The sequence below is a fragment of the Lederbergia galactosidilytica genome (genome assembly GCF_017873565.1).
Taxonomy (GTDB): domain Bacteria; phylum Bacillota; class Bacilli; order Bacillales; family Bacillaceae_C; genus Lederbergia; species Lederbergia galactosidilytica.
On the sequence record NZ_JAGGKH010000004.1, the window covers coordinates 213,862 to 226,671 of the forward strand.

The 12,810-nt window shown below is 38.2% G+C and carries 11 protein-coding genes; 1 reads left to right on the forward strand and 10 read right to left on the reverse strand.

From position 1 onward, the window contains the following. Positions 1–21 precede the first annotated feature (21 nt). Genes J2Z23_RS22700 through J2Z23_RS05975 form a run of 3 tightly spaced genes read right to left on the reverse strand, consistent with a single transcriptional unit; the run spans position 22 to position 3,117 of the window. Positions 22–1,008, reverse strand: coding sequence for a zinc-dependent alcohol dehydrogenase (locus J2Z23_RS22700; RefSeq protein ID WP_338018414.1), 987 nt, complete (start codon positions 1,006–1,008; stop codon positions 22–24). A gap of 39 nt (positions 1,009–1,047) precedes the next feature. Next, positions 1,048–2,100: a dihydrodipicolinate synthase family protein gene (locus J2Z23_RS05970; RefSeq protein WP_057981695.1), complete on the reverse strand. Its 1,053-nt coding sequence runs from the start codon at positions 2,098–2,100 to the stop codon at positions 1,048–1,050. Next, complete coding sequence (locus J2Z23_RS05975; protein ID WP_057981694.1) at positions 2,101–3,117, reverse strand: NAD-dependent epimerase/dehydratase family protein; 1,017 nt, start codon at positions 3,115–3,117, stop codon at positions 2,101–2,103. It abuts the gene before it with no gap. A 174-nt stretch (positions 3,118–3,291) separates the two neighbouring features. Between J2Z23_RS05975 and J2Z23_RS05980 the strand changes: the two genes are divergently transcribed. Beyond that, positions 3,292–4,695, forward strand: coding sequence for a GTP cyclohydrolase IIa (locus J2Z23_RS05980; RefSeq protein ID WP_238482631.1), 1,404 nt, complete (start codon positions 3,292–3,294; stop codon positions 4,693–4,695). A gap of 225 nt (positions 4,696–4,920) precedes the next feature. Here the strand turns inward: J2Z23_RS05980 and J2Z23_RS05985 are convergent, their stop codons facing one another. The 7 genes from J2Z23_RS05985 to J2Z23_RS22220 form a co-directional block, all read right to left on the reverse strand. Next, the gene (locus J2Z23_RS05985) at positions 4,921–5,727 is read right to left on the reverse strand and encodes a carbohydrate ABC transporter permease (RefSeq protein ID WP_057981692.1); all 807 of its coding nucleotides are present in this window, start codon (positions 5,725–5,727) and stop codon (positions 4,921–4,923) included. Between the two features lie 31 nt (positions 5,728–5,758). Then, positions 5,759–6,691 carry a carbohydrate ABC transporter permease gene (locus J2Z23_RS05990; protein WP_057981862.1) on the reverse strand — a complete coding sequence of 311 codons (933 nt, stop codon included), beginning with the start codon at positions 6,689–6,691 and terminating at the stop codon, positions 5,759–5,761. Positions 6,692–6,783: 92 nt separating this feature from the next. Continuing rightward, on the reverse strand, positions 6,784–8,067 hold the full coding sequence (locus J2Z23_RS05995) for a sugar ABC transporter substrate-binding protein (RefSeq protein WP_057981691.1): 1,284 nt from the start codon (positions 8,065–8,067) through the stop codon (positions 6,784–6,786). A gap of 501 nt (positions 8,068–8,568) precedes the next feature. Continuing rightward, complete coding sequence (locus tag J2Z23_RS06000) at positions 8,569–9,540, reverse strand: glycoside hydrolase family 43 protein (protein ID WP_209973475.1); 972 nt, start codon at positions 9,538–9,540, stop codon at positions 8,569–8,571. 45 nt (positions 9,541–9,585) lie between these two features. Continuing rightward, positions 9,586–10,479: a carbohydrate ABC transporter permease gene (locus J2Z23_RS06005; protein ID WP_057981685.1), complete on the reverse strand. Its 894-nt coding sequence runs from the start codon at positions 10,477–10,479 to the stop codon at positions 9,586–9,588. A 40-nt stretch (positions 10,480–10,519) separates the two neighbouring features. Next, positions 10,520–11,449, reverse strand: a complete 930-nt coding sequence (locus J2Z23_RS06010) for an ABC transporter permease (protein WP_057981859.1) — start codon at positions 11,447–11,449, stop codon at positions 10,520–10,522. A gap of 479 nt (positions 11,450–11,928) precedes the next feature. After that, entirely contained in the window at positions 11,929–12,780 is an 852-nt protein-coding gene (locus J2Z23_RS22220) for a type 2 periplasmic-binding domain-containing protein (protein ID WP_238482632.1), read from the reverse strand. Positions 12,781–12,810: the final 30 nt, after the last annotated feature.

Here is a 12,810-nt window from a genome sequence, read left to right on the forward strand (position 1 = left end):
TATAGTATGATCAAAAAATGATTAATAGCGAATTATCTTTGTTAACGTACTCGTTTTTTTATTACGTAACTGTGCAAATTCTTCTAGTACATCATTAAATGCAATCTCTGTCTTTAACAATGGCTGGACATCGATTCTTCTTTTATCTACTAATCGAATATATTCGGCAATATTTCTCCCTTCTGTCCAGCGAACAAAACCATACGGATAATCAATCGCTTGCTTCTCATATACTTCATCATAACGTCCAGGTCCGCCCGCTCGCGATATAAGCAGCTCTGCCTCTTTTCCGAACATAAGATTTCTTGGAAAGTCAGGTTCCACATCCCCTACAATTACGACCTTGCCCTTATTTCGAATCCACTTTAGGCTCTCATAAGTCAGAGGGGATCTCTTCCCACCTGTACAAAGCAAAACGGCATCAGCCCCATGACCGCCTGTACTCCTAAGGATCTCCTCCTCCATTTGCTCCATACTGGAGAAAGCCCTTATCCCTTTATCATGAGCTAACATTGTTACACGCTCTTCGTATAAATCACAAGCAATTACATGATAAGCTGCAGCATTGGCAATCTTAGCAATCATTTGTCCAAGCATCCCTAATCCTACGACTACAATCGTTTCGCCAAATTGCAACTTAGCAATTCTCAGTGCATGAATCGCAATTGCCCCAATTCCCGCAAGTGCAGCCTCTTTTGCCTCTACAGTTTTCGGGACTTTCGCATACAGAGTACGTGGCACAAGCAAATATTCACCATGGTGAACATATGGTGCACCATAACAAGCAACAAGATCACCTTTTTTCACATTATTAATCCCTTCCCCACATTCCACAACTTCCCCCATTGCACTGTAGCCAAGGGGAACCTCTCGATCAGAACTATTCTCAATCATTCCTAATTCCGTACCTGGGGATATGACAGAATACTTGGTCTTGACCAAAATATAAGCCGGTTTGAGTAAAGGAATTTCCCCTTGTGCAATTTCTATTCGTTGATTTTTTGCCACTATTTTACGCACGACGAACACACTCTCCTCTTCTTATACTTAGTCCAACCAATTTTTAAGATGATGTCGTACAAACTCATCATCATTCAGATGCGGATATGCCGCATAGACACGGTCAATTTCCTCAGCTTGACCGGGACTCAACCTCTCCTTATCTAACAAACATTCATTTCCCTGTAATAGTCCTTGTCTTGTTAAAACTTCATTAATACCGGCTATACAGCCTTTAAACTGATTCTTCGCATCAAAGAATGCAGCGTTTGCATCTGTAATCTCCTGGCCTAAGGTCAAAAGCTCACTAGGAATTTCCCCCTGATCTTTTACAGATTGAATTTGTTTGAACAATTCAACAGTCTTTTTTGTCCAAACGGCCCAATGCCCAAGCAAACCACCAACGATTGGCTTTTCTACCTTCTTACCGGCCACATCAAATCGATATGTTGTTAATAAATCATTCACGATATTATCATCATTTCCAGTATAAATTGCAATTTCTTCGTTCCTCGATGATTGGCAAACAGCACGCACAACATCAAGAGATTGATAACGGTTAAAAGGAGCAATTTTAATCGCATGGATATTTGGTATTTCTGCGAACTCTTTCCAAAACTCATAGGACAACACTCGCCCGCCAACAGATGGTTGTAAATAAAAACCAAAAATGGGAATGACTTCAGCGATCCTTTCCGTTCTTTTTAGAAGTTCTCCTTCTGAATAGGATGTTAATCCTCCCATACTTAGCAAACCGAAATCATACCCGATCGCTTTAATAAACTTTGCCTCTTGAATTGCCTGTTCGATTGGACCACTAATTCCCCCGACTTTAATAAATATTTCCGATAGTTGAGCTTTTTCAATTTCCTCAATCGCTAAAGACATTACTTTTTCATATAGATTGAACCGAGGATCACGAATTTCGAATTGAGTTGTATGAACACCAACCGCCACTCCACCTGCGCCTGATTCGATATAATAACGGGTCAGTGCACGTTGTCTTATCTCATCGAGCTTTCGGTCCTTTGTAAGGGCTAGAGGGTGAGCAGGAATAACAACTCCATCATGCAGCTTTTCTTTTACTTGTTGATTTAACATTTAAAAAGCCCCTTTTCGTTCTTGAAAATGTGTCGGCTTATCATGGATTTGGCCATTATTCATTAGCCAGATTGAGACCATATCAATCATTTGCTGAATGGAAACTTTTGGATAACCAAATAATTGGTGGGCTTTAGCCGCATTATTTAATAGTGCTGTTTGTTGCTCCTCATTTTCAAATTGAGGACGCTCGCCAAAGCGCTTTCCAAATTCCTCAGCCAGCCAACGTATTGAAATTGTCTCTGGCCCTGTTATATTTAAAATTTGTGGTGGTGTTTCACAATGTAGGAGAGAACGAATCGCATATTCATTAGCATCTCCCTGCCAAATGACATTTACATTCCCCATGGCTAAATCAATTTTCTTACCGGCTAATACTTGCTTACCAATCTCTAATACAACTCCGTAGCGCATATCAATCGCATAATTTAAACGAAAGAATAACATTGGTGTCCCGTTCTTTCGGGAAAAATAAGTTAATATTCGCTCACGTCCTAAACAAGATTGAGCATATTCGCCGATCGGTTCAACCACCTTATCCTCCGTACAATCATTGTTCAACACCTTCGTCAATGGGTAAACATTTCCTGTTGAGAAAGCGACCATTTTTGAGGAAGCAAATTTTTCAGCTAATCGGCCGGGTAAATAGGTATTCATCGCCCAAGTAAAATGTTCATTACCAACCGTGCCAAATTTATTCCCCGCCATATAAATTATATTTTTAACATTCGGTAAAGACTGCAGGGCTTGGTCGTCTAACAAATCGACAGCAATGGTTTCGATTCCAAAGTCCTCTAACTCCTTTTTCAAGTTCCCTGACGAAAAGCGCGAAACACCAATAACCCGTTTCCCAATTCCAGCTTCATCTATAGCCCTTTTCGCCAATTTAGCTAAAGTTGGACCCATTTTCCCTCCCACACCTAAAATTAAGATGTCTCCATCAATATTTCTAATGTCCTGTAGTAATTGTTCTGAAGGCTTTGTCATAAACTCCTCTAATTCTGCAATTGTCTTCATTTAAACACCCCTATCCTATATTTGTATTGTCCTAATAAATAAACTACTTATTTCGTATTGTATGAATAGACCCATTAAAAGACAAGTCTTATAAGTGTCTTTTAATGAATTATAATAAAAACGCTATCAATCTAATGAAACCAGACTTTGACAGCATATAAATAAAAAAGTAATATGGGAGATAAAGAGACAAAAGCGACCTATAAAGGAGTAGAACTCATGACAACTCAACACAATGCTTCTTACGATTCTGAGATCCAGATCGGCATTATTGGCCCCCAGCCCCTTATCGAATTAACAAGCGAAACATTAAAATCTTTTCCAAACTTCCAGCCTCAATTTTATAATTTTAATTCTCTAAACTTTAATTCTGAGGCACTCAAAGATTTAATGAGTCATGTCGATGTTATCTTGTTTACTGAATATCATGTATACGAGCTGGCCAAACAACAAGTTGAGTTTAGTATTCCAGTTCATCATGTCCCTCTCATGGGTACTGGTCTTTATCGTTCCTTATTTCTATTGCAAAATAGTTATGGATTAAAGGGCCTATCCGTTGATACGGTAGAACTGAAATATGTAGAGCAAATTTTATTAGAGCTTGGTGAACAGGCAAAAGAAATATATATCTACAAAAAACATTCCCAAGGGTCAAAGATCCAGAAAATCATTGAATTTCATCGTCAAAACTATCTTACATACGACACGGTTGCCTTGACAGGTATCCAAGAGGTCGCAGACGGTTTAGCAGAACAAGAAATCCCCTTTGAATGGGTTACACCTACACAACAAGATCTGATTGTTTCTCTTGAACGTGCTCTTTTAGCAACCGCTACTCGCCGTAACAAAGAGGCACAAATTGTATTTGGGCTAATTAATATCGATAACTTCAAAGGAGTTGTAGAAAGATTCACATCTGAGCATGATGTCCAATTATTGAAACTAAATATTCAACAAATGTTACTCGATTATATGAAACAGCTTGATGGCCACCTTATCAACCTAGGAGGAGAGGAATACTCCTTTATTACAACAAGAGGGATTTTCGAACGAGAAACAAGAGGATATAAATTCATCCCTCTTCTCCAAGATACAAAAAACGAACTTGATATTACTCTTAGCATGGGCATTGGCTTCGGCAGGACTGCCGCAGAAGCCGGAAACCATGCCCGGCTAGCCCTTCGTCAATCAAAGGAATTAGGAGGCAATGTTTGCTATATTGTTCGAGAAGACCGAAGTGTTCTAGGTCCTGTCGATATTACGACCCATACCCAATACGAAAGATATGACTTAGCGATTACAGATGCAGAGCTATTAGAAAGAGCGGAAAAGGCAGGGATGTCTGCTGCCTATATGACAAAACTAATGGCACGTGTCGCCCGCTATCGAAAGTTTGATTACACCGCTCAAGAATTGGCTTCCACTTTAAAGATTACTGTAAGAAGTGCACACAGAATTCTATTGAAATGGATGGATGCAGAATTAGTAGAAATCGTTGGGGAAGAAAAAGTTACACATAAAGGGCGTCCCCGCCGGATTTATCGACTCAGTTTCATTGACGATGACGAACTCTTTTAAGAATCGGACTGGTGGCCTTCTCCCCCAGTCCTTTCCAGAAACTTTCTGACTAAATTCCCATTCGGTTAAGGGGATTATTCCAACTTTTTTGTAGTGGGTAGATCTCTCTCCATTATGAACATGCGCTTTTCCCTTATTCTAGTAAATAATGGTTAATAGCTTCTGAATCCTTGAATCGATCATGCCATTGATAAGATCTTACGAATTTATTCCTCTCATCAGTTTCTACTTCAACCCTGACATCTGAATACCTTCTGTAAAATAACGTTGGAAGAAGAGGAATATCAAAAATGTTGGCACAAATGAAATAGCTGATCCTGCCATCTCTATTCCAAAGTTTCCTTCTTTACCAAGCATAGAAGCTAAACCAAGAGTAATCGGGAACATTTTCTCTTGCGTCAAATAAATTAATGGTTGGAATAAATCATTCCAGTTAGAAATAAAAGAGAATGTGCCTACAGTTGCTACGACTGGTATTGATAATGGCAATATCACCTTAAAAAAGATTTGAAAGTCATTTGCTCCGTCGATATATGCTGCCTCCTCAAAATCATTTGGGATCCCTTGAAGGAATTGTCTAACAAGAAATACTCCCATAATACCCCAAAGTTCAGGAATAATTAATGCATTAAATGTATTAATCCAGCCAAAATCAGAGAACATAATATACTTTGGAATAATTAGCAGTTGTTGTGGAATCATAATGACTGCCATAAAGATCCAGAAGAGAACTTCTCTTCCAGGAAACTGTTTTTTTGCAAATATATAGCCTAATACTGCACAAAAGACCATTTGACTTATCACAGGGATAATCGTCACGATGACTGAATTCATAATCCAACGTAAAAAAATACCATCTCTAAATATATAAATATAATTTTTAAGGGTAGGTTGATCAGGAATCCAAAATAACGGATCCATTTGCGCATACTGCGCATCTTTAAAAGAGCCTAATATCATAATAATAAAGGGTAATAAAAAGCAAGCTCCTAATAGTAATAATGCCGTATATGAAATGATCTTCTTAACCATGGTATAACTCTCCTTCCAAAAACCTAAGCCATTAATAAATATTTGTTTCTTTCCCTAAATACTTTCTTTGGATAAGTGAAATAATCAAGATGATTATAAATAGAACATAAGACAAAACCGATGCATAACTTAAGTTCAAACTTGTAAAACCCTGTTCATATAAATAGTAGACAAGCGTAGTCGTTGAATAATTTGGACCGCCACCTGTAAGTAAATAGGCTGAATCAAAGATTTGGAAAGAACCGATGGTTGTTGTGATCAATACATAAAAATGAATAGGCTTTAATAGTGGAAAAGTAATACTACGAAAAATTCGCAAGGCTGAAGCCCCATCTATTCGAGCAGCTTCATACAATTGTTTTGGAATAGATTGTAAGCCTGCAAAATAGTAGATCATTGTACTCCCACTTACTTTGAAAATACTTAATCCTGCCAACACCATTAAGGCTTGATCAGAAGCCGAAAAGAATAGCTGTGGTTTAATTCCAATAAAACTAATTAAATAGTTCACTAGTCCATCTGGAGTTCCTCTAAATAACCAACCCCAGATTCCAGCGATTATAACGAATGAAGTCACAACAGGTAGAAAAAATATCCCCTTAAAGAAACTAGCTATTTTTACACCTGAATTAATAATGAGAGCTAAGATTAAACCAAGTGCCATTGTAGGTAATATATAATAGATGGAAAATAGAACAGTATTCCAAATGGCTTTCCATGCTAATTTATCGGTTAATAAATTCTGCCAATGTTTAAGTCCAACAAATTCTGGATCCCCAATTATTTTCCAATCCATAAAAGTTAAATAGAAACTTAATAAAAATGGATACACTTGGAAAATGAGAAAATGGATCATGATAGGGGTCAAGAAAATATAGACGATGGCATTTCTCTTCAGTTCCTTTTTAAGTCGTTCACCCAATGGAGCCTTTTTCTTCTTTGGAACATATACAGTTTGATTCATCTCAGTATTTTCCACTATCCTCACCTTATTTCTTAAAAAGTCAGTAACAGAGAGTTTGAGCAATTGCCTCAACCCCCCTGTCAACCTAGCCATTATTTCTTGTCTAACTCTAATTGAATTGCTTCTGCTGCCGCATCCGCCGCTTCCTGTGGTGTTTTCTTCCCTTCCATCATTGTTTGCAGTTCAGATTGGATAAAAGGCATGATCGTTCGCCCGGCAGGATGGATGACTCCTGGCAATGCATATTGGGTATAAGTTGCAAGTTGACTTAAATATGGTTCATCATCAAATATTTCCTTTGCCGATTCACGGGTTGGAATATATTGAGTCACTTTATTAAAGCGTTTTTGATTTTCTGTATTCGTCATCACCTTAATAAATTCAGCTGCTGCGGCTGGATTATCTGTATTTACAGGGGCTACAAACATCCCAGTCGTCCCATATGTCACTTGTTCTTCCCCCTTTAGCGGTGGAGCAATGACAAAGTCAAACAAATCTTTACTTAGTAAGTTCGTAACTGAAGTACCTGAACCTTGGACTGCTAACATTTTGCCACTATCCCATAAAGCATCATGTTCCATTGCTGTAATTGAATCTTCAGGAATCCAACCTTCTTTATACATATTGTTCAAACGTTCCCAAGCCTTTAAACTCTTTTCATTATTAATTAGGACCTCATTATCTTCATTAACAATATCTCCACCAGCTTGCCATACATATGGATAAAGTGTTCCATTCATAGAACCCCCTCCAGCAAAACTCATTGCATAGTAACCTTTATCTTTTGCCTTCTTAGCCCATTCATCAAACTCTTCCCATGTTTTTGGCAAATTTTCCGGATCTTCTCCAATATCCTTCACAATATCTACGTTATAAAAAAATGTATAAGCCTCTTGCAAAATCGGTAAACCATATAACTTATCCTTCCATGTTGTTGACACTAATGCAGTATCTACAAAATCATCCATATCTAAATCTTCTAAATAGGGATCAAGCTCAAGCAACATACCTTCATCCGCATATTGTGGCATTTGATCAGGTATCGCATAAAATACGTCAGGACCATTATTCGCAACCAATGCCGTTAAAATCTTTTGATCACGATTCGCCCATGGGATTTGTTCAAAATTTACTTTCACACCAGTCTCTTCTTCAAAGGAAGAGATAATTTCATCCCACATTTTCCCCTCCACCTCTTGATCCCCAGTGTAAGGATGGGCCCAAACGGTAATTTCGCCAGACAGCTTCTCATCTGATTCATTGCCTCCTTTTGATTCTGTTCCTCCCGCACTAGATTGACTACTGTTTCCAGAACTACAACCAACAAGGAAAATTCCGATCAAAAGAATAACTGATAACAAACGAAAATTTTTCATGAAACAAAACCCCTCTCTTTAGATTATAATTGTGCACATCTGACCCTTCACACCACATAGAATGCAAATTACCGCTTCTAAAAAGCTCCTCATTTTTAATTCGACATTTGCAAGCGCTACCAAATTAACTATAGAAGCTTAGGGCTTAAATGGAGGAATCACCCTATGTGTTGGAAGAACGCTATTCTCTAAACATTCAAATCTTGTATTTTGAGTTTATAATCTTTCCTGTAAAGAGACAAGTCTCTAAAGCGTCTTTAAATAAAGTCAATTCAAAGGTTTGAAAAAAGGGCTTAATTCTAGGACCACCAAATGCAAGGACATAATCCTTTGTCATAGGTAGGACTGGCTTAATATATGTAGAGGAAGGATCGCAAGATGAAGAAGGTTAATGGTAATGATCATTATTACATAGCCATTTACAATAGGGCCAGCCCTCCAAAAAGAGGCTGACCCATTCGTTTAAATATAGCCATACAATCGAGAGCTATTTCTAATATTCTATTCAGATTCACTTTCGCCTGAGGGTACCTGAATGGATACTGATGTAGAGAGGGGAACTCCAAAGTCAGGCGTACCATCCGCTTTCCATCCGAATTTTTGAATGCGGGTACTCCGTCGATCACTACCACCTTCCGACTCGGAAATGGCATGATAAACAATCCAATCTTCCGTCCCATCTGGAGATTGAGAAAAACCATTATGACCTGGGGCAAAAACGCTATTCTCCACTGATTTTTTGAAAACAGGAGCAGGCGATTTATCCCATGACTGAGCATTCATTACATCACTTTTTGCAGAAGCAGTTAACATCCCAAGCGAATAATCATCCGACCAAGTGGTACTTGCCGAGTAAATTAAGAAAAGTTTCCCATTTCTCTTCAACATAACAGGCCCTTCATTAATCGCCATCCCCCCTTGCATTTCCCACTCGTATTCCGGTTTCGATATCATGACATTTGGTCCGATCAAAGTCCATGGATCCGTCATTTCTGCAATATAAAGGGCAGAGCCATAAGCTGGAAACTGCCCATATCCCGCATATACAAAGTATAAACGCTCATTATGCTCGAAGACTGTTCCATCTAATCCGGGATATTCAGTGTTGACATAGCCTCGCTCAATCCACTCACCTGCAAACGGATCTTGTGAGGAATTTTCCAAAACAAAAATTTTCCGTGTCATATCACCTTCTTTTCCGACCTTTCCATCATTCGCAGTAAAATATACATACCACTTTCCATTTAATTTATGAATCTCCGGGGCCCATAGAAAGTGGCTATTGATCCCTTCTTTTGGCGGGGTCCAAATTGTCTTCCGCTCTCCATTGCCAATCCCGCTTAGGGTTGGCGACTTCCATAGATCGAGGTGTGTTCTTCTCGTCACCATAAAATAATACATATCATCTTCTTTATAAACCCACGGATCTGCTCCTGGATCCAATAATGGATTTTGAAAAGTACTTTTAATCATGAGATTACCTTCTTTCTCTTTAAAATTTATTTATTATAAAAACAATTATCCTTTAATCGATCCAATCATTACGCCTTTGACAAAGTGCTTTTGTACGAAAGGATACATGACGAGCACAGGTATACTAGCTACGATAATTAAAGCATACTTAATACTTTCACCTAACATCATCTTTTCGTCTAATCCAAATTCACTGCTAACTTCGTCCGTAATATTGGCCTGACTAACAAGAAGAATTTCTCTAAGTATAAGCTGTAAAGGGTACAGTTTGTCATCCCGTAGATAAATTAGAGCGTTGAAAAATGCATTCCAATGGCCCACTGCATAAAAAAGTAACATAACGGCCATGATCGGTTTGGATAACGGGAGAATCACTTTCCATAGCATCTTCCAATTAGAACAACCATCGATCATTGCAGCTTCCTGAAGCTCCCAAGGAATACTTGTCTGAAAATAAGTACGCATAACAATCAGATTATAGGTTGCAATCGCATTCGGTATAATCATCGCCCAAAAGGTATCGACCATACCTAATTCTTGTACGACCAAATAGGTTGGAATCATTCCCCCACTAAAGAACATTGTAAAGGTTATAATAAACATAATGATGTTTCTACCTGGTAAATCTCGCCTTGAAAGTGGGTATGCGGCTAATGTTGTCAGTATAATATTGACGAAAGTACCACCAATCGTATAAAAAATAGTATTTCTATAGCCATTCCATATGTCCCTATCTTTAAAAACTTCCTTATAAGCATCTAATGTAAAATCAACAGGAAAAAACCACATTTCACCACTCATAACTTTCTCAGGATTACTAAAAGAAGCACTAACTATAAAAATTAATGGATATAATATGATGACCGAAATGACAGCAGAAATAATGAGCACTCCGATATCAAATACTTTCCCATCCGAGATCTTCTTAGATTGTTTCACCGCAGGCTCCCTCCTTCACTGACATTTTTCAAATTTCCTCCTACCATAGGCTTGTCTCTGCCTTTTTCTTTGCAAATTGATTAATACCTATTAACAAAATAAAATTTATAACCGAATTAAATAAACCAATTGCAGCACTATAGCTAAAGTCCCCATTGAGAATACCGTTTCTATACACAAATGTCTGGATGACATCACTCGATTTCATATTTAAATTATTTTGCATTAGGAGAATTTTTTCGAAACCCACATTCAAAAAGTTCCCTACATCCAAAATAAGTAAAATAATAATTACAGGTAAAATCCCTGGTATGGATACATGGATAATTCTCTGAAACCGGCTTGCTCCGTCCATTTTAGCTGCTTCATACAATTGTGGATCGATTCCAGCTAACGCTGCAATATAGATAATCGACTGCCAGCCCATACTTTGCCAGATATTTGACCCAATGAATAATGACTTAAACCATCCTGGCTTTTCCATAAAAGCGATAGAATCGATTCCTAAAGCATTGAGCATAGTATTGACGATTCCACTTGCCGGGTTTAAAAATAGGCTTAACATTCCAACAATCACGACTACGGAAATAAAATGGGGGATATATGTAATATTTTGGACCCACTTTTTTAACGCATTACTCCGAATCTCATTAATCAGTAAGGCCAAAAGGATCGGGATCGGAAATGCGATTAGTAGCGAATAAATACTTATTGAGAACGTATTCCATAGTAATCTACCGAAATAATAAGATTCAAAAAACCTTGTGAAGTTTTCAAAACCAACCCATTCACTTCCTAGAAAGCCAAACGAAGGATTAAAGTCTTTGAAGGCAATTTGTAAACCATACATCGGACCATATTGAAAAATAATATACCAGGCAATCGGCAACAAGAGCATAAGGTACAAATCATAACTTTTAACAACTTGTTTCCATACACTAGTCTTTTTTAATATTGGTTGGGAGTTCACACTCGATTTATTTTCTTGAGATTTCGCCCTTAAATTACTCACTTCTTCCGTACCTCCCTCTTAAGTTATTTTTTAGTGAGGCAGGGACATAACTAAAATGCTAAGCCCCAAAGTAGAACCATGTATTATCTTTGCGAAGGAAATATACCTGCGGGAGGTCGGCTAGTACTGTCACGTTCTGTGACCAACGCCGACACTAGAACATCGTGTTCGTCGAAAGGCAACAGTCAGTGAGCCCCCGGAGTGCAAATGAGAATCAAAGGCTAAGTACACGCCGTCCTGGCGGCAGGCTCAAAGCGCAACTTCCTGTTGCTTCACCTACACTAGTACTTCCTTGTACGTTGCAACGCCTTCGTGACCTACATCCGTATGCCTGAGGAAGCCCACCAGCCGCCTGCGGAAGGCAAAGTATATTTCTGGAGCAGTTATATGTGCCCCATTAGTTTGTTTTTTCCCTAGTTTTGTCCCAGTCTCAAACACTATTGCTCTTTAAAGTTTTTATCATAAGCTTCCTGATAAATTTCTTCTAATCTTTCTAGACCCATATTTTCTATCGTGGAAACGTACTCATCCCACTTATCAAAACTCAAATCACCATTAATAAATTGGGAACTTGTTTCATTATAATAAGCATCCATATCTTGACGGATTTGATTCACTTCTTTGGTTGTTTTCTCATCAAATAATGGGGTACCATAAATAATTTCTGGTAAATAGGGATCGAACTTTTTCTGTGCTTCTTGTACTGCCTCTGAGTTAATGGCTGACGAATTATATTCCGTTATATATTGCGGTGCTCCTCCCCCAGGAAATGGAGTAACGTTTTCGAGATTTGCGTCTTCTTCTATATACTGAGGTAAACCATTATCATCATAGTTAAAGGTTTCTCCCTCAACTCCATATCTAAAGAAAATAGAACCTTCCTTACTAAAGAAGTAGTCGATCCATCGAATCGTTGCCTCAGGATATTCGTTGGCAGATGTAATAGCAAACGTACCAAAATCTCTTGCTAGCGGCGATGCCTTGACTAATTGATCTCCGAAAGGCCCTTTTATCGGTGCAATACCAATGTACTCATAGTCTTTATATTGAGTACTCATATCATCGCCCTGTGTATGGGACATCCCTACTTTTCCTGTAGACAATTTAGCCGTGTACTCTGAAGGGGAGTGTGATAAAACATCTCGATCTAATAATCCCTCTTTGTAAAGCTTGTTTAGGAATTGTAATAGATCTTTATATTTATCATCCGTCTTCCAAATATGGACTTTATCATTCTCAATATTTATCGTATTTCCCATGTCCTGCAATAATCCCCAAGAACTTGCCATATTATTTACTAATGTAGGAAAGTTACGTTC

What these genes read in the sequence shown, in the direction of transcription:
- J2Z23_RS05970 (WP_057981695.1), bottom strand. Translation starts at nt 2,100, where the DNA reads ATGTTAAATCAACAAGTAAAAGAAAAGCTGCATGATGGAGTTGTTATT.
- J2Z23_RS05975 (WP_057981694.1), bottom strand. Translation starts at nt 3,117, where the DNA reads ATGAAGACAATTGCAGAATTAGAGGAGTTTATGACAAAGCCTTCAGAA.
- J2Z23_RS05980 (WP_238482631.1), top strand. Translation starts at nt 3,292, where the DNA reads ATGGGAGATAAAGAGACAAAAGCGACCTATAAAGGAGTAGAACTCATG.
- J2Z23_RS05985 (WP_057981692.1), bottom strand. Translation starts at nt 5,727, where the DNA reads ATGGTTAAGAAGATCATTTCATATACGGCATTATTACTATTAGGAGCT.
- J2Z23_RS05990 (WP_057981862.1), bottom strand. Translation starts at nt 6,691, where the DNA reads ATGAATCAAACTGTATATGTTCCAAAGAAGAAAAAGGCTCCATTGGGT.
- J2Z23_RS05995 (WP_057981691.1), bottom strand. Translation starts at nt 8,067, where the DNA reads ATGAAAAATTTTCGTTTGTTATCAGTTATTCTTTTGATCGGAATTTTC.
- J2Z23_RS06000 (WP_209973475.1), bottom strand. Translation starts at nt 9,540, where the DNA reads ATGATTAAAAGTACTTTTCAAAATCCATTATTGGATCCAGGAGCAGAT.
- J2Z23_RS22220 (WP_238482632.1), bottom strand. Translation starts at nt 12,780, where the DNA reads ATGGCAAGTTCTTGGGGATTATTGCAGGACATGGGAAATACGATAAAT.